The 26363-nt window shown below is 68.3% G+C and carries 29 protein-coding genes; 17 read left to right on the top strand and 12 right to left on the bottom strand.

Features of this window, described 5'->3' with window-relative positions; all coding sequences use genetic code 11:
• Positions 1-110: 110 nt before the first annotated feature.
• Entirely contained in the window at positions 111-350 is a 240-nt protein-coding gene (locus IEX49_RS09040) for a DUF2382 domain-containing protein (RefSeq protein ID WP_188805816.1), read from the top strand.
• Between the two features lie 199 nt (positions 351-549).
• Positions 550-2082: a class I SAM-dependent RNA methyltransferase gene (locus IEX49_RS09035; RefSeq protein ID WP_229672459.1), complete on the top strand. Its 1533-nt coding sequence runs from the start codon at positions 550-552 to the stop codon at positions 2080-2082.
• Here the strand turns inward: IEX49_RS09035 and IEX49_RS09030 are convergent.
• From IEX49_RS09030 to rfbA, 3 genes are all read right to left on the bottom strand, one after another.
• Positions 2079-2810 (bottom strand): GAF and ANTAR domain-containing protein, encoded by a 732-nt coding sequence (locus tag IEX49_RS09030; RefSeq protein WP_188805815.1) that lies wholly within the window; start codon positions 2808-2810, stop codon positions 2079-2081. The two genes, IEX49_RS09035 and IEX49_RS09030, sit on opposite strands and share 4 nt — an antisense overlap.
• Positions 2811-2885: 75 nt before the next feature.
• Positions 2886-3500, bottom strand: a complete 615-nt coding sequence (locus IEX49_RS09025) for a methyltransferase (RefSeq protein ID WP_229672457.1) — start codon at positions 3498-3500, stop codon at positions 2886-2888.
• 56 nt (positions 3501-3556) lie between these two features.
• On the bottom strand, positions 3557-4459 hold the full coding sequence (gene rfbA, locus IEX49_RS09020) for a glucose-1-phosphate thymidylyltransferase RfbA (protein WP_188805813.1): 903 nt from the start codon (positions 4457-4459) through the stop codon (positions 3557-3559).
• Between the two features lie 290 nt (positions 4460-4749).
• On the opposite strand from rfbA, the gene IEX49_RS09015 reads away from it, so the two are divergent.
• The 6 genes from IEX49_RS09015 to IEX49_RS17140 all read left to right on the top strand — a co-directional run bounded on the left by IEX49_RS09015 (position 4750) and on the right by IEX49_RS17140 (position 8407).
• Positions 4750-4890 (top strand): hypothetical protein, encoded by a 141-nt coding sequence (locus IEX49_RS09015; RefSeq protein ID WP_188805812.1) that lies wholly within the window; start codon positions 4750-4752, stop codon positions 4888-4890.
• A 78-nt stretch (positions 4891-4968) separates the two neighbouring features.
• A complete protein-coding gene (alr, locus tag IEX49_RS09010) occupies positions 4969-6243 on the top strand; it encodes an alanine racemase (protein WP_188805811.1) in 1275 nt (424 codons plus the stop codon).
• Complete coding sequence (gene tsaE / locus IEX49_RS09005; RefSeq protein ID WP_373286703.1) at positions 6240-6857, top strand: tRNA (adenosine(37)-N6)-threonylcarbamoyltransferase complex ATPase subunit type 1 TsaE; 618 nt, start codon at positions 6240-6242, stop codon at positions 6855-6857. Before alr ends, tsaE begins: the two co-directional genes overlap by 4 nt.
• A 100-nt stretch (positions 6858-6957) precedes the next feature.
• Complete coding sequence (locus tag IEX49_RS09000; protein WP_188805810.1) at positions 6958-7536, top strand: helix-turn-helix domain-containing protein; 579 nt, start codon at positions 6958-6960, stop codon at positions 7534-7536.
• On the top strand, positions 7503-8117 hold the full coding sequence (locus IEX49_RS16815) for a DUF6036 family nucleotidyltransferase (RefSeq protein WP_229672455.1): 615 nt from the start codon (positions 7503-7505) through the stop codon (positions 8115-8117). The genes IEX49_RS09000 and IEX49_RS16815 overlap by 34 nt, the downstream gene beginning before the upstream one ends.
• A 146-nt stretch (positions 8118-8263) precedes the next feature.
• A complete protein-coding gene (locus IEX49_RS17140; protein ID WP_188805869.1) occupies positions 8264-8407 on the top strand; it encodes a phosphatase PAP2 family protein in 144 nt (47 codons plus the stop codon).
• A 123-nt stretch (positions 8408-8530) separates the two neighbouring features.
• Here IEX49_RS17140 and IEX49_RS08985 read toward each other — a convergent pair whose 3' ends face one another.
• On the bottom strand, positions 8531-10948 hold the full coding sequence (locus IEX49_RS08985; protein WP_188805809.1) for a calcineurin-like phosphoesterase C-terminal domain-containing protein: 2418 nt from the start codon (positions 10946-10948) through the stop codon (positions 8531-8533).
• Positions 10949-11225: 277 nt separating this feature from the next.
• Here IEX49_RS08985 and IEX49_RS08980 point away from each other — a divergent pair, with 277 nt between their 5' ends.
• Both IEX49_RS08980 and IEX49_RS08975 read left to right on the top strand, forming a co-directional pair.
• Positions 11226-11555 carry a hypothetical protein gene (locus IEX49_RS08980; protein WP_188805808.1) on the top strand — a complete coding sequence of 110 codons (330 nt, stop codon included), beginning with the start codon at positions 11226-11228 and terminating at the stop codon, positions 11553-11555.
• Between the two features lie 3 nt (positions 11556-11558).
• Positions 11559-12371 carry a nitroreductase family protein gene (locus IEX49_RS08975; RefSeq protein ID WP_188805807.1) on the top strand — a complete coding sequence of 271 codons (813 nt, stop codon included), beginning with the start codon at positions 11559-11561 and terminating at the stop codon, positions 12369-12371.
• A gap of 35 nt (positions 12372-12406) precedes the next feature.
• On the opposite strand, the gene IEX49_RS08970 is transcribed toward IEX49_RS08975, so the two are convergent.
• A complete protein-coding gene (locus IEX49_RS08970; RefSeq protein WP_188805806.1) occupies positions 12407-13168 on the bottom strand; it encodes a YqjF family protein in 762 nt (253 codons plus the stop codon).
• A gap of 292 nt (positions 13169-13460) precedes the next feature.
• Between IEX49_RS08970 and IEX49_RS08965 the strand changes: the two genes are divergently transcribed.
• Complete coding sequence (locus tag IEX49_RS08965; protein ID WP_188805805.1) at positions 13461-13952, top strand: hypothetical protein; 492 nt, start codon at positions 13461-13463, stop codon at positions 13950-13952.
• Positions 13952-14869, top strand: a complete 918-nt coding sequence (locus IEX49_RS08960; protein ID WP_188805804.1) for a hypothetical protein — start codon at positions 13952-13954, stop codon at positions 14867-14869. The genes IEX49_RS08965 and IEX49_RS08960 overlap by 1 nt, the downstream gene beginning before the upstream one ends.
• Before the next feature lie 60 nt (positions 14870-14929).
• Here the strand turns inward: IEX49_RS08960 and IEX49_RS08955 are convergent, their stop codons facing one another.
• Positions 14930-16441, bottom strand: a complete 1512-nt coding sequence (locus tag IEX49_RS08955; protein WP_229672454.1) for a beta-propeller fold lactonase family protein — start codon at positions 16439-16441, stop codon at positions 14930-14932.
• Positions 16442-16518: 77 nt separating this feature from the next.
• On the opposite strand from IEX49_RS08955, the gene galE reads away from it, so the two are divergent.
• Positions 16519-17496, top strand: a complete 978-nt coding sequence (galE, locus tag IEX49_RS08950; RefSeq protein ID WP_188805803.1) for a UDP-glucose 4-epimerase GalE — start codon at positions 16519-16521, stop codon at positions 17494-17496.
• 72 nt (positions 17497-17568) lie between these two features.
• Here the strand turns inward: galE and IEX49_RS08945 are convergent, their stop codons facing one another.
• Entirely contained in the window at positions 17569-18309 is a 741-nt protein-coding gene (locus IEX49_RS08945; RefSeq protein ID WP_188805802.1) for a dienelactone hydrolase family protein, read from the bottom strand.
• Between the two features lie 303 nt (positions 18310-18612).
• Here IEX49_RS08945 and IEX49_RS08940 point away from each other — a divergent pair, with 303 nt between their 5' ends.
• From IEX49_RS08940 to IEX49_RS08930, 3 genes are all read left to right on the top strand, one after another.
• Positions 18613-18930: a hypothetical protein gene (locus IEX49_RS08940; protein WP_188805801.1), complete on the top strand. Its 318-nt coding sequence runs from the start codon at positions 18613-18615 to the stop codon at positions 18928-18930.
• Positions 18931-19000: 70 nt separating this feature from the next.
• The gene (locus tag IEX49_RS08935; protein ID WP_188805800.1) at positions 19001-19744 is read left to right on the top strand and encodes an alpha/beta fold hydrolase; all 744 of its coding nucleotides are present in this window, start codon (positions 19001-19003) and stop codon (positions 19742-19744) included.
• The gene (locus tag IEX49_RS08930) at positions 19741-20433 is read left to right on the top strand and encodes an esterase/lipase family protein (protein WP_188805799.1); all 693 of its coding nucleotides are present in this window, start codon (positions 19741-19743) and stop codon (positions 20431-20433) included. The genes IEX49_RS08935 and IEX49_RS08930 overlap by 4 nt, the downstream gene beginning before the upstream one ends.
• 39 nt (positions 20434-20472) lie before the next feature.
• On the opposite strand, the gene IEX49_RS08925 is transcribed toward IEX49_RS08930, so the two are convergent.
• From IEX49_RS08925 to IEX49_RS08910, 4 genes are all read right to left on the bottom strand, one after another.
• Entirely contained in the window at positions 20473-20787 is a 315-nt protein-coding gene (locus IEX49_RS08925; RefSeq protein WP_188805798.1) for a YrhK family protein, read from the bottom strand.
• Between the two features lie 133 nt (positions 20788-20920).
• Positions 20921-22165: a hypothetical protein gene (locus IEX49_RS08920; protein ID WP_188805797.1), complete on the bottom strand. Its 1245-nt coding sequence runs from the start codon at positions 22163-22165 to the stop codon at positions 20921-20923.
• Positions 22162-23607 carry a hypothetical protein gene (locus IEX49_RS08915; protein ID WP_188805796.1) on the bottom strand — a complete coding sequence of 482 codons (1446 nt, stop codon included), beginning with the start codon at positions 23605-23607 and terminating at the stop codon, positions 22162-22164. Before IEX49_RS08915 ends, IEX49_RS08920 begins: the two co-directional genes overlap by 4 nt.
• Positions 23608-23628: 21 nt before the next feature.
• A complete protein-coding gene (locus IEX49_RS08910) occupies positions 23629-24111 on the bottom strand; it encodes a hypothetical protein (protein ID WP_188805795.1) in 483 nt (160 codons plus the stop codon).
• A gap of 149 nt (positions 24112-24260) precedes the next feature.
• Between IEX49_RS08910 and tsaB the strand changes: the two genes are divergently transcribed.
• Positions 24261-24956 (top strand): tRNA (adenosine(37)-N6)-threonylcarbamoyltransferase complex dimerization subunit type 1 TsaB, encoded by a 696-nt coding sequence (gene tsaB, locus IEX49_RS08905; RefSeq protein WP_188805794.1) that lies wholly within the window; start codon positions 24261-24263, stop codon positions 24954-24956.
• Positions 24957-24989: 33 nt separating this feature from the next.
• Here tsaB and IEX49_RS08900 read toward each other — a convergent pair whose 3' ends face one another.
• Positions 24990-26324 (bottom strand): AI-2E family transporter, encoded by a 1335-nt coding sequence (locus tag IEX49_RS08900; RefSeq protein WP_188805793.1) that lies wholly within the window; start codon positions 26322-26324, stop codon positions 24990-24992.
• Between the last annotated feature and the right edge of the window lie 39 nt (positions 26325-26363).

Below are 26363 nucleotides of genomic sequence, written 5' to 3'. Positions count from 1 at the left end.
CGACCGGCCCGAGTGGTCGATCCGACTTGGGCCACCCATGCTGTTGGATAGCGGGCCGTTGAGTCCACCCCCGGAGAGCGTGCAACCTCAAGGGATTCCGCCCGACAGGGATGCGCGAGCCGGTAGACCCGGATTCCGCGGAAGCGCGGCGGGAGACCGGTGACCAGGACGTGGAGGTCACCGCCCACGAAGAGGTCCCGGTGGTGAACAAGACGGCCACGGCGGAGAAGGTCACCGTGGACAAGACCCAGGTCCAGGACACCGAGCGGGTCGCCGGAACCGTGCAGCACGAGGACATCGAGGTGGAGGGGGACGACGCGGACACCAGCCGCCGCGATCGACGCGACTGATCCACCCGCTCCCTGACGTGCCACGGCGCCCGAGCTCTCGAGGAATCGACTCATGGGCCGAGAGCTCGGGCTGCCGAGCACGATCCGTCCTGGCGCTAGGCCGGGGAGGAGTTATCCATTAGCGTGACAGTTGGGTCTAGCAGTGGGCCCTTCCGTAACGACTCTCAGGAGAATCGTGGAGCAATCACTGCGTGCCCCCATGGCAGCCCACTCATTGACCGGACCGGTCCCGGCCGGTGTCACCAGCGCTCCACATCCCCGCCCGCGCTCGGCTCCAGATCTCGACCAGCTGATTCTCAAGGTCGGCCCCATGGCCCATGGAGGGCACTGCGTTGCCCGTCATGAGGGCCGGCCGGTGTTCGTCCGCCATGCGATCCCCGGCGAGACCGTCGTAGCTGAACTCACTGCCGCCGATCCCGCGGACCAGTTCTGGCGGGCGGACACCGTCAAGGTGATCCGCGCTTCGGAATTCCGCCGATTGAACCAGTGGAAGCTGGCCGATTCGCTCCGGTCCTATCCGGCTGGCCGCCAGCCCGTGGGCGGCGCGGAGTACGGCCATATCGTCCTCGACTACCAGCGCCGGCTCAAAGCCCAGGTCTTCCGGGACACCATGGTCCGGCTGGGCCGGCAGACGCTCGAGGACGTGGAGGTCCTCGTCCAGGGGATGCATGCTGACGAGCCCGCCGGGCTGCATTGGCGCACCCGCACCACCTTCGCGGTGTCCCCGGGCGGCCGGTTGTCCATACCCGTCCACAGCGGCCAGGAGGCCATCCCGGTGAGCAACATCCCTCTGGCGGTCCAGGAGCTCAACGAGCTGCGACTGTGGGAGATCGACTTCTCCGGCGCAGCCAGCGTGAACGTCACCACGCCGGGCCACGGCCTTGAAGCCCTCATCATCATCACCCCGGTACCGGAGATCTCCGACTCACCGGAGACGTTGAAGGGCTATGCGAATGCCTGGCGGCGCCAGCTGTCCAGTCTTCCGAAGCGGGTCTCCGCCATGGTCGCCGTGCGCCGGAGTACCCAGACGATCCACCAGACCACGAGCCAGACGTCATCGAGCGGAACGGGGGAGAACCTGCAGTTGCGCGGCCGTTCCTGGGTGCGGGAGGACGTCAGCTCGGAGCAGTTCGGCACCAAGGCCTTCCGCGTCACCGGTGAAGGGTACTGGCCGGTCCACCGAGACGCCCCGGCCACGCTCGTTGAGGCCATCATGCAGGCCGCTGATGTCCAGGATGGCCAGGTGATCGCGGACCTCTATTCGGGGGCGGGCCTGTTCTCGGCGTTTCTCGCCGACGCTGCCGGCCAGCACGGTACAGTCCTCGCCGTCGAAGCCGATTCCAGCGCGAGCGGCGACGCTCGGTTCAACCTGCAGGACGTCCCCCAGGCGATCGTGCTCGAGGGGAAAGCCGATGAGGTGCTGAGCCGCTGGGTGGATGCTGCGGACACGGGATTCTCTCAAGGGGGACTCTACGGCCGCCGCGTGGACACCGTGGTGATGTATCCGCCACGGTCAGGTGCCGGGCGTGCGGTGCTCAGCCGTGTTCACGAGCTCGGTCCCGGCAAGATCATCTACGTCTCCAGCGAGACGGCGGCATTCGCCCAGGACACCCGCTGGCTCACTGAGCATGGGTGGAGTCTGGATGCCGTGCAGGTCTACGATCTGGCACCGGATACGCACCGCATGACGTCCGTCGGCCTGTTCACGAGGCCGGGCGCTGGTAGCGCCTAACGCTCGAAGTGCGTCTCGGTCGGCGCCTGGCCTACCTGTCCAACCAGACTGGCGGCCAGGTCGCGGACCTTGATGTTGCGATGGCTGGAGACCTTGGTCAGGATCTTGAAGGCTTCATCCTGCGAGCACCGGTTCTGGCCCATGATGATGCCCACCGCCAGGTCGATGGAGGTTCGGGACCGCAGGGTCGCGTCCAGGTCCGCCTGTGCCTCTTCATGACCTGCCAACCGCACCGCCAAGCGCAATCCCTTGGAGGCGATGCCGAGGATGCTTTCCATCTCGTGGCGCGAGATCGTGTCATAGCTCTGGTGATCGGAGAAGTAGATGTTGAAGCACCCGGAGGCCTCGCCGGCCAGGTCGAAGGGGAAGGCCAGGATGGAACTGACTCCGGCTTCCGCCGCCAGCGACGTCAAGGCGGGCCACCGCTCATCGGTAGCGCAGTCTGGTACATATTGCGGCACCAGCTCGGCCGCCGCCGTCAAGCACGGCCCGTCGCCCAACTCGTACTGTTTGACGTCCAGAACGTTGATCCAGTCAGCGCTCGAAGCCATGGTGGCCGCACGCTTCTGGCGCAAGACCGTCACCGAGCACCACAGGACGCCGGGGTTCGTGGAGAGGCCATCATGCAAGGCCGTGGTGAAGTCATCCAGGAACGACTGTAAACCAGGGCTGTCGAGCAACAAGTCATAGAGCCACTCGATGGTGGTGCCCTGCTCCGTCTCAGTCATACATACATTCTATCCCGCCACGGGTCGCGGACCGGCGGTGGGCCAGCGGCAGGTCAGCGGCAGATCTGCGGTGATTCAGCGGGTGAGCCGCACCAGTACGCCGCGGTCGAAGGTGCGGGTCTCCACCACTCTGACCGAGCCCTCCGGGCGCTGGGCGGCCTCGGCCGCGATCGTCTCCGCCTGCATGATGTTGCCAAGCTGGAGCAGGCCGGAGCCGCCGTCGGCCAGGTGCCGGTCCATGAGGCCCACGCAGGTCCGCGCGAGGTCGAGGCCGTCGTCGCCGCCGTCGATGGCGAGCACCGGATCCTCGGGGAATCGCGAGGTCTCCGCCGAGCGCACCCACGGCGGGTCTGCCACCACCATGGCGAAGCGCTCACCCTCCGCCAGGGCCTCGTCCAGCCGGGCCAGGCGGAAGTCAAGGCGCTCTGCCAAGCCGTTCGCCGCCGCATTCTGCAGGGCGAACTCCTCGGCCGCCGGGTTCACATCCACCATGACCAGCCGTCGGTCCGAGTCCCGCACGGCGCCCAAGCCGATATGCCCGACGCCGGCGCAGAGTTCCAGCACCGGGCCCGGTGCCGTCTCAGCCAGCAGCTCGGCCGCCCATGTGGACTGTGCCTCCGTCCAGGGCCGTGGCTCCAGCACGCGGTCGTCGAAGGAGATGGCCAGGCCGCGGAAGGTCAGGTGTCGCATGACTTTCATTGTGCCGGACCTGCGCCGGCAGCAGAGGCGGCCGCGTCTCAGGACGTTCAGGACGCCGCGCGCAGGCTCAGTTCCGGGACGTTGCGCTGGTGTTCGAGCAGCTGCAGCAGGTACTGGCCGTAGCCGGATTTGAGGAGGGGTTCGGCCACGCGGCGGAGATCCTCGTCGGTGAGGAAGCCGCGGCGCCAGGCGACTTCTTCGGGGGCGGAAACCTTGAGGCCTTGGCGTTTCTCCACGGTGCGGATGAAGTCGGAGGCGTCGTTGAGGTCGTCGAAGGTGCCGGTGTCCAGCCAGGCGGTGCCGCGGGGCAGGATCGAGACCTGGAGGCGGCCTTGGTCCAGGTAGTGGCGGTTGACGTCGGTGATCTCGAGTTCGCCGCGGGGTGAGGGTTTCAAGTCCCGGGCGATCTCGATGACGTCGTTGTCATAGAAGTAGAGCCCGGGCACGGCGTAGTTGGACTTGGGTGCGGCGGGTTTCTCCTCGAGGGAGATGGCGCGGCCGTTCTCGTCGAACTCCACGACGCCGTAGGCGGAGGGGTTCTTGACCCAGTAGCCGAAGACCGCGCCGCCGGTCAGGTTCTGGAAGCGTTCGAGTTGTTCGCCCATGCCGGAGCCGTAGAAGAGGTTGTCTCCGAGGACCAGGGCCACGGTGTCGGTGCCGATGTGGTGTTCGCCGAGCAGGAAGGCCTGGGCGAGGCCGTCGGGGGAGGGCTGGACGGTGTAGGTGAGGTTGACGCCGAAGCGCGATCCGTCGCCGAGCAGGCGGTGGAAGGAGCCGGCGTCGTGGCCGGTGGTGATGATCAGGATGTCCTGGATGCCGGCCAGGATGAGGGTGGACAGCGGGTAGTAGATCATCGGCTTGTCGTAGACCGGGACGAGTTGTTTGCTCACACCCAGGGTGATCGGGTGTAGCCGGGAGCCGGTGCCCCCGGCCAGGATGATGCCCTTCATGGGCTCGAACCTAGGGGGAGGCTATGGGCGGGATAAGGCGGGCCAGTACTCGTCTTCTACGTGGTTTCACCGGGGCACCGTGGTGTGTGGCTCTAGACCCGCTTGTTGGCGTTGACTGGTATTGACGGTCTTGCGGATGAAGAATAAACTTCGAGCATAAATGAAGCTTCAACAGTTCATTCGTCCAGCGAGTGATCCTCCGCCCGCTGGTTCTTCCACACCCTTTTTTCCGATCCGTCTCAGGGTGCCCTCTTCCAGGGCGCCTCAAGCACCGACTCATAGGGGCACCCATGACCACCCAACCCGCCACCCGCTACCGCACCGAGTACGTCCGGCACCGCCGCCGCATCAGCACGAGCACGGTGATCCCCGCGGTGTTGACCCTGGTGGCCATGATGGTCTTCTTCGCCATGCTCCTCAATATGGGATAACGGTCTGGGGTCTGCAGGGACCGTGTCGCGCGGATGAGCCGGTCGGTGCCTGTGATGGGTGGAAGAATGGCACGCACTATGTCAACTGACTTCCTGCCCGAGCACCGCCATCCCTTCCGGGACCACCCCCGTCCCGGATCCGGACCCACCGGCACCTCCAGCACCACGGGACCACTGAAGCGCAACGGACCGGCCGAGCGCGCCGCCGTCGTGGACTTGGCCGCCATCCGGCACAACGTGGCCACCCTGCGTTCCTGGGTGCAGCCGGCCGCCCTGATGGCCGTGGTCAAGGCGGATGCCTACGGCCACGGAGCCCTGCCCGTGGCCCGCGCTGCCCTGGACGCGGGGGCGACCTGGCTTGGACTGGCCCACGTCACCGAGGCTCTCGAGCTACGGGAAGCGGGTGTCTTCGCGCCCATGCTCGCCTGGTTGCACACCACCGGCACCCCCTTCGGCCGTGCCGTGGAGGAGAACATCGACCTCGGCGTCTCCGGCTGGGAGCTCGAGCCCATCGCCGAGGCAGCCCAGCGCCTGGAGCGTCCGGCCCGCGTGCACCTGAAGATCGATACGGGTCTGGGCCGCAACGGCGCCACCATCGAGGACTGGCCGGCCGTGGTGGCACGCGCCGCTGAACTCCAGGAATCGGGCCTGATCCGCGTGGTCGGCATCTTCTCCCATCTGGCCGTGGCCGATGAGGAGGACCGCGAGGCCGAGACCGACGAGCAACTCGAACTGTTCCACCAGGCTGTCGAGACCGCGCGCGCGGCCGGGGTGGACCCCGATGTCCGGCACATCGCCAACACCCCCGGCATCCTGCACCGCCCGGACTCCCACCTGGACCTCGTCCGCGCCGGCCTCGGGATCTACGGGCTCACCCCGTTCTCCGACCGCCCTGCGGCGGACTTCGACCTGATCCCTGCCATGACCGTCACCACCACGGTGGCGCAGAACAAAGCCGTCCCCGCCGGCCAGGGGATCTCCTACGGCTACCGCTACCGCACCGCGGCGGCCACGCGCCTGGCGCTCATCCCGCTCGGCTACGCGGACGGCATCCCGCGCCCGACGATCGCGGCGCCCGTGGCGATCGGTGGTCAGCGGTATGAGGTGGCCGGGCGGATCGCCATGGATCAGTTCGTGGTGGACCTGAAGACGGACGACGCCACGGTGGCCCCCGTGGGAGCCACCGTGGAGGTGTTCGGACCTGCCTCCGGGATCTCGGCCGACGAGTGGGCCGCCGCCGCCGGCACCATCAACTACGAGCTCGTGACCCGGATCGGGGCCCGGGTGCCCCGGATTCACGTGGACAGCCAGCCCGGCGAGAACGTGGGTGCTCCGACGGGGGAGAGCCGGTGAAGGATCTGACCGGAGCAGCATCGCGACTGCCCGATCCGGTGCTGCGGATCGAGGTGGAGCTGAACGGCGCCGAGGCAACACAAGACTGGGCACGGCGGTTGGCGTCCGTGCTGCGGGCCGGGGACGTGCTGATCCTGACCGGTGAGCTCGGCGCGGGCAAGACGACCTTCACACAGGGCCTCGGTGCCGGACTCGGGGTGCGGGAGGGCATCATCTCGCCGACCTTCGTGATCTCCCGCATCCATCCGTCGATGGTGGAGGGACCGGACCTGGTGCACGTGGACGCCTACCGGCTGGGCTCCGCCGGGGAGCTGTCTGACCTGGACCTGGACGCCACCGTGGACGGCTCGGTCACCGTGGTCGAGTGGGGGCGGGGACTGGCTGAGTCGTTGGCGGGCTGGCCCGACGACCCGGACGCCTCCTGGCTGGACATCGAACTGATCCGCGCCACCGGCAGCGGTGAGCCGGGCGACGCCGGCACGCGGGCCGATCCTGAGGCCGGAACCATCGTCACCGACTTCTCCGACGAGGACGGCACCGGCGCGGATGAGCCGCGCACCGCCGTCGTGCTCGGATATGGGCCCCGCTGGGCCGGAGCGGAGCCTCTGGGCTGAGCTCCCAGCGACCTGGCCTTGCCATTTGCGGGCAGAAGTTGTCAGTGGATGAGCCTCGAACACGAGTGGAAATGTAACCGTTTGGTGCCATAATGAGGTTATGGACATGAATGCGGAGGTGATCGGCCGCACGCTGCGCGAGCGGCGGAAGGCTCAGGGCTACACTCAGCAGGCGCTTGCCGACGCCATCGGCACCTCCCGCAAGTTCATCGTGGACTTGGAAGGGGGAAAGGACGGCGCGTCCTTTGGCCTGGCGCTGAAGGCTATGCGGGTCCTCGGTCTGGACATCACGGCAGATGACACGGCGACCCGCGAGTTCGCCGGTGACTTCGCACGAACAATCCGCGATGGCGACTATCATTTCGCCATCCGTCTGTTGGGAGAGTATGCCAGCGCGTCTCTGTCAGCGGGTCGGGTGCTGATGCCCCTCGCGCCGCCCGTGGACGACGATGCCTACCGCGCGGCGGTCGGAGCAGTCACCCGCTGGGTAGCCGCCAAGACCCAGACCCCCGTCCCTGGATGGGCCAAGCGGGCACAGAAGTCGTCCGAGCCGGTCTTTCTGGCCGAAAAGCTGCATCCTGTCAGCGACCGGATGAAAGACCTCATCCGGCGTGAGACGCCCAGCGAGATCGCAGCCATGAATGTTTGGATCCGCGAGCGGGATCTGGCAACGGTTTGATCTTCAGGCGAGAGTTTCGGCGGGATGACGTCGTCGAACTGCTGCGTGAGGTGGAATCGCGACTCGCGACCCGGGGCGTCACGTTGGACATCCGGATCGTCGGCGGAGCCGCCCTCCTGCTCCATGGCGTGCTGGACCGCGCGACTGGGGATATTGACGCGCAATACGCCCCTGGCGACATTGTCGACGAGGTGGTTGCTGATATGGCGCAGGAGTACGATCTGCCCCCGAAGTGGCTGAACCGTAACGCGGCGGCCTTCCTGCCCGACGAAGCCCAATGGATCGCGGGACCCGAGGGGACATCCTCAGCGGTGAGGCTCGCCGACCTGCCCACTCTGGCCGCGATGAAGATGGCCGCCGAGCGCACCAAAGATATCGAGGATCTCGGACACATAGTTCTCGCATTGGGAATTGAGCAGGCCGTAGAGCTTGTAAGGCTCGCGTTCGACAAGTACGGCGAACATTCCGTGGCTCTCGGCGCGCCGGTCGATAACTACGAGATCGTTGCAGAAGAAGCGATGGCCGCCGCCAGGGCTCTACTCCTGCGCCGCCCGGCGCCAGGATCAGCTGACACCCTGTGAGAATGAGAGCTGGCGGCACGGTGCCTCCTGTTCGATCGGCTCGTCTCGCAAGGGATCTCTCTGTACCTCACCCTCCGCGGCCTGGCCAGTGACAAGTTCATCCGCCACCGCCGTCAGCGGCACCTTTTCTACGCCCTGACCCTGGGATCCGTGCTCCGGTCCTGGCGGTCCTGGGCTGGGCGGGCGTTACCTGGTCACGGGTCTACCTCGACCGCCACCAGGTCAGCGATGTGGTGCTCGGTTCCATCCTCGGCGGACTCGTCGGGGTGCTCTTTCTCGTCCTGGCGTGAGGGCCGGTTCCCGGTGGCAAACAGCTCCGCCCCCAAGCCGGTCGGTTCGGGGGCGGAGCTGGACCGCGTCAGCGGGTGTGCTGCGTCAGCGGTTAGCGCATCAGCGGCTCACTGCGTCAGCGGTTAGTTCTGGGTGTTGTCGTAGCGTTCGAGGAAGGCGGAGATCTCGCCGCGGGTGACGGGATCGGCTTCGTTGAAGTGGCCGTGGGTGTCACCGATGGTGATGCCCTGGGAGGCCAGCCAGGTGATGGCCTCGTAGTGGATGTTGCCGGTGTTCAGGTCATCGAAGGGGCTGTCCTCCGGGACCGTGTGCTCGGGTGCGTCGAGGCGGTAGAGGAAGGTGGCGAACTCGCCGCGGGTCACCGACTGGTAAGGCTGGAAGGAGCCGTCGGCGTAGCCCAGGGTGATCTCCTCGGCGGCGGCCCAGGTGATCGGATCGTAGAACGAGTTGGCGTCCGTGACGTCCTCGAACGGGCTGTCCTCCGGGGCCTCGAAGTCCGGCTTGACGTAGCGGTGGAGGAAGGCGGTGGTTTCGGCGCGGGTGACGTCCCGGTACTTGCGGAAGGTGCCGTCGGTGTAGCCGGTGGAGATGTTGTTGGCGGCCATCCACTGCACCGGGGCGTAGAACGCCGAGCCCTCGGGGTTGTCCGTGAAGGTGACCGGCTCTTCCGGCTCCGTGGAGCCCTCGGTGACCTCGAAGGTCAGGGACTCGGTGGAGACGTTGCCGTGGACGTCCGTGGCGGTCACCTCGGCGGTGTGCTCACCGGCCTCCAGGTCCTCGGACAGGGGCAGGCGCCACAGGTGGGAAGTGCGGTCCGCCACCGACCCGCCGTGCACCAGCTGCTCCTGAACGGCCGTCGGGTCCGAGTACTCGGCGCCAACGTACTGCTCCTCGCCCTCCATCGGCTGGGTGCGCTCTGCGGCCACGGCCTCGCCGCCGTCCACGGAGACCTCCACGGTGGAGCCGGTGGCGCCCATGAAGAAGTTGGTGGTCAGCCAGGTGTCCGCCAGCTCGTCCTGGCCCACGGTGAGCGGGTTCTCGAACTCCGGAGCGGGATCTTCGGAGTCGATGTTCTCCTCGAACCAGCCGCGGTAGGCCGGGGTGTTCAGGCCCAGGGCCATCTGATCGGTGCCGTCGTCGCCGGTGCGGGTGAAGCGCTCGGTGACCTGGTTGCCCTCGATGTCCATGGTGAGCACGCCCGGGTAGGCGCCATCACGCTGCAGGGCGGTGGGGTAGCCGCCCTCGAGCATCTCGCCGGAGTACCAGTCACCGGAGATGGCGCCCACGGTGATGTGAGGGAAGGGCAGCTCGTCCACGTCGAACAGCTCCTTCCAGGAGGCCAGGCTGTCGCCCTCGCGCATGTTCTCGATCGCGTGCACGTGGCCGGCCAGAGAGATGGCCTCGCGGCCCTCGAGCAACTCGTGGATCTCCTTGACCCGGTCCGTCTGGTGCTGGGTGCCGTTCTGGTCCGCGAAGCCCAGCAGCGGGATGTGGGCAGCGATCACCACGAGCTTGTCCTCGGGGGTGTTGGCGATGTCCTGGCGCAGCCACTCCATCTGCTCCTCGTCAATGGCCCCGTTGTACAGGGTGTCACCGGAGAAGGGGTACTCCACGTTGTTCAGTGCGACGAAGTGGGCGTCACCCACGTCATACGAGTAGTACTCGGGGCCGAGGCCCGCGCGGTAGGAGTCGAAGGCGTGCTCCTGCTCCGTGGCATCGAAGTCGATGTCATGGTTGCCGGGCAGGAAGCGGGCCGGGCCGTTGATCATCTCGGTCAGGGTGCGGATGCCCGGGTAGAGGGACAGGTCGTCACCGGCCACGTCCCCCACGAACAGGGCGCCGCAGTTCTCATAACCGGAGCGAGCCGCGAGGTCGGCGAACGCGCCGGCGCGGGCGTACTCGATCTCCTCCTCGGTGTAGGTCTGCACGTCCCCGCCCACCAAGCACTCCTGGGTGGAGGCCGCGGCGTCCTCGTCCTGCGCCAGTGGGAAGTTCACGGCCGACGGCAGCGCACCGGTGGGCTCCAGCCCGCCGTACTTCAGCTCCGGGGAACCCTCGGGCAGGTGGTGGTAGTGGAACTGGGCCACGTTCTCGTCATCCACCGGGACCTGGTAGCCGGCCGGCTGGGTGACGAACGCGGTCATGTTGTCGAAGGCCGGCAGCTCGTAGGCGCCGTCCTCGTCCGTGGTGACGATGTCCCGGCCGTTGGACACGCTCACGTCCGCGATGCCCGGTTCGCCCTCGTCCTGCTGGGAGTTCTGGTTCAGGTCATCGAAGACCACGCCCTCGAGGACCTCGGGGGTCTCGTCCTCGCCGTCGACGACCTCGACGGCGCCGCGGAAGGCCGTCTCGTCCCAGGCCGCGCCGGCATCAGTGGCGGTCTCCGCAGTCTGTGCCGTCGCGGACGTCTGGGCAGTGATGGGCGTGGCTGCGACGGCGGTGACCGCCGGGCTGAGCAGGGCGCCGGTGGTGGCCAGGGCGAGAACGCCTGCGGCCAGGCGGGCTGATCGATGGCGTGGGGAGCGAGTGATCGCGTTCACGAAGTACCTTCCGATGGATGTGGTTCCGGCCGGGGGTAACCGTTGACTCACCTACCCTGTGCTCGCTGCGTGAACGGCAGCCCACGGCAAGGTGTACACGCGCAACGCCACCATGACCGTTGTCCGACCCGTGGTTGAAGGTGCAAGTTCCCGCATGAGCAGAGGGCTCAGTGGGGAGGGAGTTGAGGACTGGCCTGCGGACGGAGCCGAGATCGGAGTCGAGCGCGCCGGCGTGTGGCACGATGGGCGTGATGATCACCGGCTGACGAGGAGGGCCATGACGCTGCTCCGCAGGTTGGTTACGGCCGCAGCCGGCGCCTATGCGGCGAACTGCGCGCTCGGTGCCGCGGTGGCCGTCCGGTGGATCGATACGTCGACCGTCCGCTGGGTCCATCACGGTTTCTACACCGTGACCGTCACGATGACGGCCGTGGCGGCTCTAACGTGCGCAGCCCAGCGGTCGCCGGCCGCCGTCGCCCTGGTCCCGGCCGCCGTTCCACTGGTCCTGTTGCAGCGGCACGGGGCGAGGCCCCTGAACCGGCACACCCACGACGCCCTGGCGGCGGCCCCCTGCTATGCGGCCGCGCTCCTACTGGCCTGGAGGTAACCCATGGAATTCCTCGATGCCGTGTTCAACCGGCGCACCACAAACGGGCCGTTCCGGCCGGACCCCGTCAGCCCCGAGCACCAGCAGCTGCTGATCCGTGCCGCGGCGGCCGCGCCCTCACAGTTCAACAGCCAGCCGTGGCGGTTCGTGCTCATCGAGGACCGCACCACGATCGAGACGGTGGCGGCTATCAGCGGTCAGAGCATGACCGAGGTGATGGGTGCGGGCACGTTCTTCGACCGATACAAGAAGTACTTCCGGTTCAGCCAGAAGGAGATGGACGCGGCCCGCAGCGGCATGCTCTTCGACAAGCTGCCCGCCCTGCTGCGTCCCTTCACCTCACGCGCGTTCACTCCTTCGGGACAGCAACTGATGAACCGACTCCGGGTGCCGCAGAAGCTCGGGGAGGAGAACCGCAGGCTGGTGGCCGGCTCACCACTGCTGATCGGCGTCATGCTCGAACGCGGTGAGTACCGGCCCGGGGAGCTGTCCGGCTTCTATTCGGTCTTCAGCATGGGTGCCGCGATGGAGAACCTGTGGTTGACCACGGTGGAACTCGGCATGGGCATCCAGTTCGTCTCCTTCCCCATGGAGGCACCGCACCACTGGGACCGCATCGTGCGGATGCTGCACGTGCCGGACGAGCTGGAGCTGATGGCGGTCTACCGGCTGGGCTACCTGCCCGAGCGGACCCACCGGCCCGCCATCGACTGGTCCAGCCGGGAACGACGCCGGCCCTCCCAGTTCGTCTTCCGGGAGACCTGCGCAACCCCGCAGCAGGGCTGGGACGACGACGTCCGGCCCGGTTCGGCCTGAACGGTCACGGGCACGCTCGAAGCCGTGTGTCGCGCTCAGGCCGGTCGGGGAACTCCGAGCCGGGTGTGCACGGCGGGTGCGGCGTGCACGATCGGGTCCTCGGCCGGTGACGGTAGTCCGACCCAGTGCAGGGGCGCGGTGAGGCTCCCGGTGGAAGCGGCGGCGGCGCTTCTTCTGGTCGTGGCTGTCACCGTGGCTGTGTGTAGCGGCCAGGGCTCGTGCACGACGGGCGTCCGCCAGAGCACGCGCGCTCGGCGGTGGTAGGCCGTCCACCGTCCGGTGAGGCTGTCCACCAGCGGCGTCCGCTCGGTGGTGTCTAGCGGCCGACCGACGTCCACGACCGCCTGGAACCAGGCGTCCGGACGGGAGCGAATCCCGTGCGGTGTGCCGAACCGGTAGGTCCACCGCGAGCCGTCCACGGACACCGATGAGTGGGAACGCTCATAGGGCAGCCCGAGGGTACGCAGGGCGGCGATGAAGGTGAGCCGGGGTACGACCATCCCGAGAAACCAGATGCCGTCCCGGCCGTCCCCGGTGCGCACGTAGGCCCGCACGTTCAGTTCCGGGAAGGCGCCCCATCCCGGGAGCGGCGGCAGACCCGGGACGCGGACCCGCGCCATGCGGAACGGGGTGATGCCCACCCACGTGCGCCCATCCCACTCCTGCACGGTGAGCCCCTCGGGAACCAGGCGTTGGACGGCGTCAGCCTCGAAGGGCCAGTGCAGGAAGGTGAGACACTCCCAGTCCTGGAAGTTCACGGGGAGACGGACGGCATGGTCGGGAATTCGTCCACTCATGTCGGTTGCAGTCCCTTCAGCCAAGCCCTTCAGGCAAGCCCTTCAGACAAACCCCTCGGACGTTCTCCTCAGGCCAGGTCGCGCCAGTCTAGGGAACCGCGGTGGACGACTGAAGGGATCGGGTCACCGCCCTCGCCCGGGACGCGATGGGGAGCCTCGCCCGGGGCGCGATGGGGAGTTCTCCCCATCGCGGTCACAGGAGTGGACCCGTACGGTGGTTCACGAGGAATTCACCTTCCGGTGCGGCCGCACCCGGCGCTCGCGGCATCGGAGGTGAACGGGAGGAGAACGCATGCGGACGCTGACCATGGACCTGCCGGAGGACTGGGTCCGGTACCCGGTGGACGGCTTTCACCTGGTGGCGACCGCCCCCGTGACACAGTCTGCGGAGCACCTGCTGACGGACGGACTGCAGCCCGGCGGGTCCGGGCTCGAACCCGAGCTGGCCCCGAACATCGTGGCCACCACCTACGCCGGTGAGCCGGCCGGGCTCTGCGGCCTGGACCGCCTCTACGTGGTCGAGGACGTCACCTGCACCGTCGGCGGCTACCCCGCACGCCGCATGGACCTGACCCGCTGGACCGGCCGCAACAACATCTTCACCCGCCGCTGGCTGGTCCAGGAAGCCCTCGCCGAGGGCCGAGCCACCCTGGAGATCAGCGCCAGCTGCCTGATCAGCGACTACGAGTACTTCACGGCCGTCTTCGACGCGGCCATCGCCAGCGCCCGGTTCACGCCGGACGAGGTCCCGGCAGAAAGCGCCCCGCTCCGGGCCGTGGCCTGATGTCCGCCACTGACCGGCAGGACCGGTCCGGGCAGCCGATCGCGGACGTCGAGGCCCTGCAGCGCCACGTCAACGGGGAGGGCCGCCGCCAGTCCACCAGCCCGGAGGACCCGGGCCTGCTGCGCAGTAACGACCTCGAGGTCCTGCAGTCCATCCACCACCTCGGCTCACTCGGCCGCTTCGCGACCCTGCGCAACCGCAGCGCCATCGGCCGCCTGGTCCGCGAGGGGTTCCTCACCCTGGACGGCATGCTGGACACTGCCGGGGAGGACTTCATGGGCCCCGTCGCCAACGCCGAGGACGTCCTGGCCCTGCGCGGCCAGTGCGGCGCCGAGCGCACCCTGATGCAGTCCTGGCTCGCCGGTGCCCAAGTCTCCACCGTGTCCGGTGCGCCGGGCGCGGACGTGATGGCCGGCGTCGTGAGCCAGAGCCGTTCCCGGTATGCCGTGGCGCTCGCCGAGCGGGACGCCCTGGCCTCCCAGGTCTGCACGTGGGCCGGTGTGCGCACCGGGCCCGCGCTGCTGGCCGGCGAGCTGCTGGTGGACGAGGACGAGTTCACCGCCCGCGTGGCCGACCCGCTGTACCCCGCGCCGGACGGCTCGCCCGCCGCACTCGCGGAGCTGTGGGCCGAGCCGTGGTTCGTGTGGGAGTCCACGTCCTCCGCCCTCGGCGTGAACCTCGCCTTCATCAGCACCCAGAGCAACGGCAACTACGTGTTCGGTGCGGATGCGGACGCCTCGCGCGATGCCGGCCGCCTCCTCCTGCGCATCGCACCCGTCACGGCGCGGACCGTCTGGGAGACCCTGTGGGTGCTGTCCCACGGCGGCGGTGCCGCCCGCGCCGGGGGAGAGGTACTGGGCGTGGCCCAGACCGGGACCCACCAGCTGCCGACGCCGGAGATGCCCGCCACCCGGTGACAGCGCTGTGGGGGCAGAGATAAGTCCATAATCTCTGCCCCCACAGCGCGTGGTTAGTGATTAGTGGTCGTGGCCGGCGTGGTCCTCGTGACCTTCTTCCTCGGTGGCTGCCTCTTCGTCGCCGGAGTGGCCGGCGTCGCTGGCGCCCGCTTCATGCTCCGGGGCCTCCGGGTGACCGGTGACCACGGCCATCTCCACCGGGGTGATATCCAGGTCGAACTCGTTGACGACTTCGCCAGCCTCCAAGTCGATCACGACGAGCTGCTGGTTCTCGGCGTCCGTCACGTAGGCCATGGAGTCCGCGACCTTGAGGATGGGGCCGGGCTGCTGCCACTCCTCCTTCTCCTCCCACGGCTCGATGGCCGGGATCTCGGCGGTGATCTCACCGGTCTCCTCATCGATGACGTTGAGCTCGCCGTCATAGGTCAGCACCAGGGCCTCGCCCTCCGGGCCGCGGGCCAGGGAGCGGAACCAGTAGGAGGAGCCCAGATCCACGGTCTGCAGTGAATCGGTCAGGGTGTCGATGAGCGCGACCTGCGTGGGCCGCTCGAACTCGGCCTCGGCGTCAGTCTTCAGGTCACCGAGCATCACCGAGGAGTCCTCGGACCCGGCCAGATTGCCGGTGCGCTGGTACTCGATCTCGGCCGCGACCTTGTGGAACTCACCGTCGCGGTAGATGACCGGGCCGTCCTCGCACCCCAACACCACCACGTCGCCGTTCTCGTTCGGCGCGGCCGCCGCCTCACCGTGCACACCGGTGCAGTCGGTGGTCTCGGCGACGACCTCGCCGTTGTCCCCGGTGCTCTTCACCTGCACGGTGTTCCGCCCCTCCTCGGTCCCCTGGGTGGTCAGCAGGGTGCCGTCGATGAGCTGCATGGCGACCCCGTGGTGGGGATCGTCCGTGGCGGTCGTCTCCGTTCGCGGCTGGCCGTCCTTGAGGTGTTCCGAGGTGAAGGTCTGGATGGATCCGTCGCCGTCCCCGAACAGCGTGGTCAGGCCGTGATGGACCACCACGTGACCGGCGTAGGGGGCGGCGAACTCGATGCCGCTGAGCCCCGGATCCGACTCGTAGTAATGGAAGTGGTCGCCGTGGCCTTGGGCATCGATGCCCGAGTTGTAGACCTCGAACTGGTCTCCATTGGACACCATGACGTGCTGGCCGTCGCCGGCGTTGTTCAGGCGCAGGAAGCCGGCCAGCTCCTCCTCGTGGACCACCTCACCGGTCTCGCCGTCCAGCGTCACCAGTCCGCCGTCGTGGCTGAGGACCACACGGGGGGTCAGCGTGGGAACCTCGGCGCGGGAGTCCCGCTGTGCGGCGTTGACCGGTTCGGCGACATCTGCGCCGTCCGTGGAGGCAGCGGTGCCCGAGCCGCCGGCGGACTCGGAGGGCGATCCGCCGCCGGATCCGGCGCCCGGTGCGCAAGCCGAGAGTGCCAGGGCGGCAGCAGCGAAGGCGGCGACCGAGAGGGCGCGGCGGGTATGAGGAGTGCGTGGTGCGCCAGAGGTGACGGTGGCGGGGTGTGCCCCTGCGGAGTGGGCAGAGGTGCGGTAGGGCGGGAGTGATGTGTTCATGACGAGCACTCTAAATGCAATTGCGAACGAGTTGCAACACGGTCGGGGTGGGGAGGTGGGTTCCGTAAACTGGCGGTATGACTTGGATGGTGACCGGCGGGGCCGGCTATATCGGCGCGCACGTGGTGGAGGCGTTCCGCGAGGTCGGCATCGACACCGTGGTGGTGGACAACCTCTCCAACGGACACCGCGGATTCGTGCCGCAGGGCGTCCCGTTCATCCAGGCCGACCTGAATGACCGGGCCGCGCTGGAAGGCGCGTTCGCCGAGCACGGGGTGGCCGGCGTCGTGCATATTGCCGGGTACAAGTACGCCGGGGAGTCAGTGCGGAAGCCGCTACGCGCGTACCGGGACAACGTCACTGGGATGGTGGCCCTGCTGGAGGCGATGGAGGGCGACGGCGTGGCGAACATGGTGTTCTCCTCCTCCGCCGCGACGTTCGGCACGCCGGACAGTGAGCTGGTGACCGAGGCCAGTGCGACGGTGCCGGAATCGCCCTACGGGGAGACCAAGCTGATCGGGGAATGGCTGCTGGCCGACCAGGCCCGGGCGGCCGGGTTGCGGCACACCTCGCTGCGCTACTTCAACGTGGTCGGCTCGGGCACGGACCGGATCAGCGACACCAGCCCGCACAACCTGTTCCCGCTCGTGTTCGACGCGCTGGTGGCCGGGAGGACCCCGCGGATCAACGGCGCGGACTACCCGACGCCGGACGGCACCTGCGTGCGCGACTACATCCACGTGGCCGACCTGGCCGAGGCGCATGTGGCGGCGGCGCGGCGGCTGGAGGCGGGGGAGTCCGTGGAGCCCGTCTACAACCTGGGGTCCGGGGCGGGGACGTCCGTCCGGGAGATCATGGACGCGATGGCGTCGGTGACCGGGATCGACTTCGAGCCCGAGGTACAGGACCGACGGCCGGGCGACCCGGCGCGGATCGTGGCCGACGGGACACTGGCCGCGCGGGACCTGGGCTGGACCATGCGGCATTCCGTGGAGGACATGGTGGCTTCGGCCTGGGGTGCGCGGCAGGCGTGGGAGGCGCAGCAGACGCGGTAGGCACGCCAGACACGGCCGGGCCGCTCGATGGGATGAGGCAGCCGCTGCCCTATTAGCGGACTTCTGTGGAGATCACGGCACGGCTGGCGGGTCCGTGGCCGACGGTGCGGCATTCTGTGGATCGATGGTCGGCGCCGAGGGAAGGTGCCGGACGAACCATTCCGATGCCAGGCGGGCGACCTGCTCCAGGGTGCCGGGCTCCTCGAAGAGATGCGTGGCACCGTCCACGATCTCCAAGGCGTTCGCGCACCGCAGCTCGGACTGGGCTTGGCGGTTCAACTCGAGGACTTCATGGTCTTCGCCGCCGACGACTAACAGGGTCGGCGCCTGCACCGAGCCCAACCGTCGTTGGGCCAGGTCCGGCCGGCCGCCTCGAGAGACGACGGCGCCGACCCGGGCACCGGGCTCAGCAGCGGCCCACAGTGCGGCACCGGCCCCGGTGCTGGCGCCGAAGAATCCCACCGGTGAGGACAGGCTTTGCGGTTGCCGGTGCACCCATGCCTCGGCTGCGGTGATCCGTTGGGCGAGTTTGGGGATGTCGAAGACGTTGGCCCGGTCGGTCTCCTCCTCCGGGGTGAGCAGGTCCAGCAAGAGGGTGCCGAGGCCGGCAGCCTGCAGGACGGACGCCACGTATTGGTTGCGCTCGCTGTTCCGGCCGCTGCCGCTGCCATGGGCGAAGACCACCACGGGGGCATTGACCTGCGGCAGGACGAAATGGCCCTCGAGGGTCACGTGCGCTGCCGGGATGTGTGCCTCCGTTGAGAGCGGAGGCTGTTCGGGTTGCCCCGGAGTGTCCGGGGTGGACTGGACCATGATGTGCACCTCTCCCGGGCGCCGCCTGTCCGTGTAGGCCGTGACAGGCTCGGGCGTCCGTTGTGGTCAATCGCTGTCCCGGCCAGCGTAGGTGCGGCCGGAGCAGGCGTGAAGACGGGATGGCCGCGGGCCTGCGGAACCGGTGCACTGGCTCCAGTTGCTAGCACGCTGACGGCCAGATCTGGCATGGTCTTGGCATGGAGGACCACGAGCACGCAGCCGTCGAGGCGTGCTGGTGGAGCACCTGAGGCACACTCGAGGCGCGGGCGAGGGGCCATCGAGATATCGAGGAAGGACGAGCGCATGAGCACTCCACGCGACGAACAGGGACAGCCCGAGGTGAACCCGGACGACGAGAACGCCGACCTGGGATCCGACGGCAGTGGCGAGGTCGATCTCGATCCCGACGACGACAGCGAGGCCGACTACGAGCCGCAGCCCAGCGCCGGTGCTGGCCCGGATGCCGAGGATCTGACGGATGCCGAGAACCGGGTCAAGGCCGGCAACACCGGTGCCGAGTCCACCGGGCCGAACCAACCGGCCTCGGCTGTCGATACGGACACCGATTCCGACACCCCTCCGGACACCGATTCGAAGGCCCAGCGAGATTCCGGCCGGTAGGGATCGAACGTCCCGGCACGGCCACCGGCTGGAGTTGCGGCGGCTGCAGGCCGGCGGGCACACGGTGGACGTGCGCGGTACGTTCGCGCCGCCACAGGTGGCGCACAGCGACAACGTGAAGAAGGCGGAGACGGGGAGCCCGCCCGTGGTGCTGGTGCACGGCATCGGAATGTCGGGGGAGTACTTCCTGCCCTTCGCTCACGCGCTGGCCACTGACTACGACGTCTACGCCCTGGACCTGCCCGGTTACGGCACCACGCCCACTCCGCCGCGGGCGCTGACCGTTCCCGAATTGGGCGAGGTTCTCGCCCAGGTGATCCGGACGCTGGGACTGGACGCGGCCGTCGTCGTGGGTCACTCCATGGGCTGTCAGATCGTGGTGGATACGATCGCGCGGAACCCGGGGCTGTGCGCCGGGTACGTGCTGATCGGCCCCACGGTGGATCCGGCGGCGCACAGCCGGCCGGCCCTGGCCTGGCGGCTGCTGCGGGACACCGTCGGCGAGCCGGCGGCGAACAACGCCGTGGTCTTCCGCAACTACCTGCGGATGGGTCCGCTGCGGTATCTGCGCACTGCGCGCCATATGCTCGCTGACCGGATCGAGGAGGCGATCATCCGCTGCGACGTGCCGGGGCTCGTGGTCCGGGGAACGCGGGATCCCATCGCACCCCACGGCTGGGCCGTGGACCTGGTGCGCCTGGCTCGCGACGCCGGCCTGGTCGAGATCCCCGGCGCTCCTCACGCCGTGCAGTACAACCGGCCGGACGAGCTCGCCGCCGCCTGCGCCCCCTTCCTGCAGTCGGTGGACCGGTGAACGTCTCCGAGATCGGCGTGAACCTCGCAGCCTGGATCCGTGACTACGCCTATGCGCTTCGCAGGCAGGCCGCCGGGGTGGTGCACCGGTACAACCCGCAGGCCTATCGACAATCCGGGACGGAGAAGCCGGCGGTGGTGCTCATCCCGGGTATCTATGAGAGCTGGACGTTCATGCTGCCGGTGGCCGATGCCCTGCGGCAGAACGGCTATGACGTGCATGCCGTGACGGACCTGCGGTACAACGGCGGAACCATCGAGGAGATGGCCGAGCTGGTGGGCCGGTACCTCCGCCGGGAACAGGTGAGCCGCTGCGTGCTGGTGGCCCACAGCAAGGGCGGACTGGTCGGCAAGCTGCTGCTCGCGCACCACAACGAGGACGGGGCGATCCGCGGGCTGGTGGCGGTCAACACGCCGTTCGCCGGTTCCCCGCTGGCCAGGCTCCTGCCCTTGCCGGCCTTGCGGGTGTTCCTGCCGAACTCGCCGGAGTTGGCCGAGCTGAGTGCCAGCCGCCACGTGGACCGGGACATCGTCTCCATCTACGGCCGCTTCGACCCGCACATCCCCGGAGGCAGCTGCCTCGAGGGGGCGGACAACGTGGAACTGGGCACGCGCGGACACTTCCTGCCGCTCGGAGACCGCGGCGTGCACGCCGCGATCCTGGCCGGGATCCAGCGATTGGCGGGGTGATGGCTGGGGTGAGTGCAGGGGCGCGGAGGCGGAGCGCCGTCAGCGCCGGCGTTCGGAGAAGAGGTCCCTCGGAGCCTCCGGCGCCTTCTCGGCCAGCCGGTCGACTCGACGCAGGGAGGCCAGACGCAGTTCGCGGGTGAGGCGGATGGTCGGTTTCAGGGCGAAGCAGATGGATCCGAGCAAGAAGCACCATGTACCCGCGGTCTTGGTCGCCTCGCTGAAGAACAGGACACTGCCGACGATGAACAAACCGGCGGCCAGGAAGTCCACGGCGGTGTGCAGAACTTCGAAGATGGCGTAGACGCGGGCCGTCTGGCCGGTGGTCTCGCGGTCGCGGGGATCGAATAATCGCATGACGGCCTTTCGGGTGGGACTCAGGCGTGATCGACGGTTGCCTCCCGGGTGTCGATCTTGGGGACGAACGCTATACCGTATGTAGTGGCCCCTCCACGCCGGATGGGCCACGGCATACCCGGGAAGGCCACCGTCAGCGGTCCGTGGCTGGCCCGAAGAGACTCGTGAGCACCCGGTAGGCCTCGAGCCCGTCCAGGGGGCGGACCAGCAAGCGGTCGTCGGAGTCGTGGTCCGCGGTCCACCGGAAGTGGCCGAATCCCGCGACGGTCAGGGCACCGAAACTCCAGGACGTTGCCAGATCCCCTGAACCAGCCCCTTGGGCCGGTCGCAGTCCCCATCCGGTCCAGGGGGCCGCCCACCACTGCTGGAGTAGGTCAGCGGGGACAGCGGTCTGGGGATCCTGGGCCGTGATGCGGGCACCCGGCGGGAGCGGCGTGCGGTCCGAGGCGAATCGCCGAGACAGGTCCGCCAGCGGGATCCCGGAGACCACCGGCCCGGGTGGCATGGCACGGAAGCCGGCCAGGTGCAGGGCCAGTTCAGGGCCTTGGTCTGCAGGATAGGACAGGGTGGAACCGGTTGGGGCTCCGGGGCCCGTCGGCTCGAGGACCCACTCGTGCGGTCGTTCCTGCGTGACTGACATCCTGCCTCCCAGGCCCTGGGGAGCGACGTGGCCGTCCGACCATGTCACCACGGACCACTCCTGGCGATTCAGCCGTGGACCGGCGCTGGCCACCGGGCTGTCCGGCACGCCAACGGGCTGGACGGGGCGGTCCGATTCCGAACGCCAGCGGTCCAGCAGGGCCACGGTGTCCCGGAACACCCCCGTTAGCTCGGTCGGTGGAATCGGGGGAACGGGCGCCACGCTGGCCGCGGCGGACTCCACCAGCCGGGACAGTGCCGGGCTTCGGTAGCCGCTGAACTCGGCGCGGACATCCACCCATACTCCTCGGCCCGCTGCCAGCATCCACCGGTGCCGGATGATGGACTGTCCGATCTCCGTCTCGGCCCACGCAGCATGTACACCGAACCACTCCTGGGTGGCATACGGCTCCACCGCCAGGGTGACACTTCGCGGGTGCAGGGACAGGGACAGCCGCGGATCCTGGCCGGCATCCGGTGCATCGTCCAGCAGTACCAGCGTCATCTGGGTCATCACCCCAGACGCGAGCGGTGCGTCCTCGAGGAACAGGGACTGGTCAAGTCCGCGGAAGGGCAATTCGATCCATCCGTCTCCCGGGTGGATCAGCGGGCCGCCCGTGCGCTTCTTCGGTGGCAGGGACGCTGCCAGGGTACGAAGGTCGTAAGCAGGCCGATGTCCGGTGGTGAAGGGAATCTGACGGGCAGTCAGAGCGTCAGACTGGAGGCCGGGTTCGCTCACAGGTCGCGTTCCGGCTCGCTGTTCGCGACCAGGTCGGCGTCCGTCGATTCGTTGATCTCGTGAACCGAGGCCGTGGTGGCACGGTCATCGATGGTCTCCACCACCCAGCCGATGATCTCTCCGGTCACCTCGTCGATCACCACGCCGACGATGAGAGAAGCACCTCCCGTGGGCGCCGCCGTCACCACGGACAGTCCCTTCGAAGCCAGGGTCGACATGCCGTAAATTGCGAACTCACGGTGACGCACGCGTTCGGTGCGTTCCTGCAGGTCCGACCCGCTGAGCATGAAGTACTGGCCGGCCTGGTCCTGCTTGTACTGCTGGGAGCTGATCCCAGCGCTGGCCAGGCCCACCGCGGCGTTGAGGCCGATGGCCCCCATGACCCCGGGGACATGGAAGTTGTGCTTGATCCCTTCCTTGGCCAGGTGGTCGCCCACCGTCCCGGCACCTTCACCGAGGGGAATGCCGGCCGTCTCGAGGGCGGTGCCCACCGATTCACTCATGCCCGGCAGCTTGACGCGATCCAACCGCGGCGCCAGATTGGAGTCCTCGGCCACGGTCTCGAGTACGGTCTGGCCCATCTCCGGGTCCAGCTGACTGCCGACGCGGACCATGTTGCCCTCGGGCGTCATGACCCAGGCCCGGCCTTGATCGTCCACGAAATCAGCGTGGTCGTCCCACGTGCCGTCCTCCATGATCTGCTCGGCCAGTTCCTGCGCCTGCTCTTCCGTGAGGCCGAGTTGGCTGAACATCGCAGAGTTCATGATCTGGAATTTGAGGTCTTCCGGCGTCTCCACCGCCACGACGGATTCATCGCGCGTTTCGAACCGGAGGTCGGAGAGGTCCTCCAGGTTGATCGCCTTGAGTGCTTCCCTGAAGTCGAACCTCGCCTGATTGATGGTGAGCGGCATCTGTTCCGCCGGGGGCTGATGGTCGGTCTCCTCGGTGGTCAGGTCGCTGCCCACCTGCTCCTTGGTGCGTCCGTCGTACTTGGGCTTGAACTCATCTTCCTCGTGGAGGGTGTCCCGGTCCGACTTGTAGGCCCGCAGGCGCTCAACGAAACCAGCGGCCCATTCGTCCTCGGCCTCCTTGATCTCATGCAACCCGCTGTTCATCGAGCCCACGTACCCCTCGGCGGCGGCCAGGAACAGATCGCCGGCTTCGGTGATCGCCGAGATCCTGCCCACCATGTTGTCCATGTTGGCGTGCACGGTGGCCGCATCGGTGCCGTGGTAGTACTCCTTGAAGCCGTTCCACGTGCGAGCGATCTCCATCAGCTTGTTGAAGATGCTGTTCAACTCGATCTGGGCATTACCGGCGCTCTGGACGGCGGAATCGGGGCGGACCACATCGACCACCCAGGGGGCGAGCCCCGACCACCGTCCCGCATGCCGGCCGTCGGTTCCGGTCTCGGCGAAATGGACCTCGCCATAGGCAACCATGATTGTCCCTTCAGTCGCCGGTCACTCAGCCGGGCGGTGGTCGTAGGAGGTCTGGAACGGCTGCTCGGTTCCTTGGCCCGAGATGCGGGCGTCGTAGCCGGTCTCCGGGATCACGGATTGTTCCGGAGCTTCGCCCCGGTGCCGGAGCTCGGGGATGTCGAACTCCCCGGGACCGCCCTGGTTCGCGGCGGCAACCATCTCGGCATCGCCCGAGGTGTAGTAGTACATGACGTCCATCATGGAGGCGAAGCTGCGCTGGACGTGAGAGATCACGCCGTCCACGTGATCCTTCATCCGGACGTCGGCGAAGCTCACGATCTCCGTGTCCAGTTGTTCGGCGTCCACCGTCATGTCGGCCCGCTCATAGGACGTACAGAGGTGCACACGGGTGTCCTTCAGTGCTTCCTGGGCCGCGTCGTAGTCATTGAGGACATCGAGGATCTGGTCCCGCAGCTCGGCGAGGACACGGTCACAGCCGTACACATCGATCCAGTAATCAGACATCCGGTTGTTCCCCTGTGCGCTCCGGTGACATGGAACCTGTTCCGGGCTTTGCGGAACGGCTTGTTCCCACACTAGGCAGTCACCATCGTGAAGCAAGGGGCCAGGATGGGGAGAACTCCCCATCCTGGCCCCTCCGTAGACTGGATCCCATGCCCGACCAGTCCTCCCGCCCCCTCCTCGCCCTCGACGCGTCCGCCACCGCCAGTGTGGCCGTGGTGCAGGGCGGAGAGGTCCTCGCCCGCTATGCCTCCACCGAGACCAACACGCATGCCGAGGTCCTCACGCCGGCGGTCCGCCGGGTTCTCGAGGAGGCGAAGGTGGAGCCGGCCGATCTGCGGGCGGTGGTGGCCGGCGTCGGGCCCGGTCCGTTCACCGGGTTGCGCGCCGGGCTGGTGACGGCGCGCTCGCTCGCGTTCGCGTGGGGGCTGCCGGTGCACGGGGTGATGAGCCTGGACGCGATCGCGCTGCCCGCGGCCGAGGACGCGTTCCGAGCGGGGGTCGAGGAGTTCGTGGTGGCCACCGACGCCCGCCGCCGTGAGGTCTACTGGGCCCACTATGCGTCCGTGGGCGGCCAGTTCCAGCGCCTCCACGGGCCATTCGTCACGGCCCCCGATGAGGTCACCCCGTTGCCGGCCTACGGTGCCGGGGCCGGGCTGTACCCGGAGGCCCTCGCCGCGGTCGCGGAGTTCTCCACCGCCGTGCCCGACGCCGGCTCGCTCGGCCTGGTCGGCGAGCTCGCCCTGCGCCGTGGCCGCGGGATCCTGCCGGTGCAGCCCCTGTACCTGCGCGAATCCGATGCGAAGGTGCCGGGCCCCCGGAAGAAGGCCGGCACCGGGGAACGGTAGGCCGTCGGCAGAAGCCGCCCGGCCGCCGTCGGTTCAGGACTCCGTGGAGCGGGGTGCCTCCGTGGAACCGGCGGTGTCCGTGGGGCCGGACGTCTCGGCCACACCGGACGCGTCCTGCGATTCCGACTCCACCTTCTGCGCAGCGCCGAGGTCCTGACTCGACGGGCGTTGGCGGCTGATGCGCCAATAGCGCAGCCGCTGGGCCGTGGTGGCCTTGGCGGCAGCGCGGTCCTTGGCGTCCAGGGGGTCCGGGCCAAGGACGGGATCCTCGCCGGCCTGATACCGGTCCGTCCAGACCTGGATCAGGGTCCACGCCACGGCAGTGTAGGGAACGGCCAGGATGGCGCCGAAGATCCCGCCGACGATCGTGCCGATGGTCAGGGCCAGCAACACGATCATGGCGTGCAGGCTCAGCGTCCGGCCCATGACCACCGGTTGGAGGAAGTTGCCCTCGATCTGGTTGACCAGGATGACCACGGCCGTCACGATCAGTGCCGTGGTCAGTCCGTTGGTGACCAGGGCGACCAGCGCGGCCATGATGCCGGTGGCAGTGGCCCCGACGATGGGGATGAACGCGCCGATGAAGATGATCACGGCCAACGGCAGCGCCAGCGGCACACCGAGGACCGCCAGCGCGATGCCGATCACCACGGCGTCCACGAGGGCCACGGTGGCGGTGCCGCGCACGTAGCCGCCGAGCACCTCGGATGAGCGGTCGATGGACTCCGCCAGCTTGGCCCGGGTGCCGCCCTGGAACCAACGGAGGGAGAAGTTGGTGAACTTCCAGCCGTCCTTGAGCAGGAAGAACAGCACGACGATCATCAGGACCAGGCCGGTGAGGAACGAGGTGGCCGCAGAGATCCCGGTCAGGGTGCTGCTGGCCAGGCCGCTGGCGAAGTTGCCACTGGTGGCGAAGTCGGTGACCTGCTGCATGGCGTCGTCGATGACGGTGGCGTCCACCGGCAGGGGGCCGGACGTGACCCAGTCTTGTAGTCTCTGCCACCCTTCAGTGGCCGAGGAGACCAGGGAATCCCACTCATTGATGACCGCCAGAACAACCCCGGTAACCACCCCTCCGACCACCACCACGATGCCCAGGAATGCCGTCAGGGTGGACAGCAGATGGGACCAGCCCTTGCCGACCAGCCACCGCACCAGGGGGGCGACGGCCGAAGCCAGGATCAGGGCCACCAGCGCGGCCAGGACCACGACGCTCACGCGCAGCAGCACCCAGATGATGCCGACGGCCACGGCGGCGATCAGCAACGTCTGGCCCGCACGCGCCCCGATCCGCCCCATCGGATCTGACCACGGGCCCGCGCCCGCGCCCTCGGGCCGACGTGGCGCAGATTGCTCCTGTGTGCTCATGCGGACGCTCCTGGTTCAGCGGTTCGGTGTGTGGTGCAC

Origin of the sequence: Citricoccus zhacaiensis (genome assembly GCF_014645315.1) — a bacterium.
GTDB classification, from domain to species: Bacteria; Actinomycetota; Actinomycetes; order Actinomycetales; family Micrococcaceae; genus Citricoccus; species Citricoccus zhacaiensis.
This window is presented reverse-complemented; position numbering and strand designations above follow the sequence as displayed.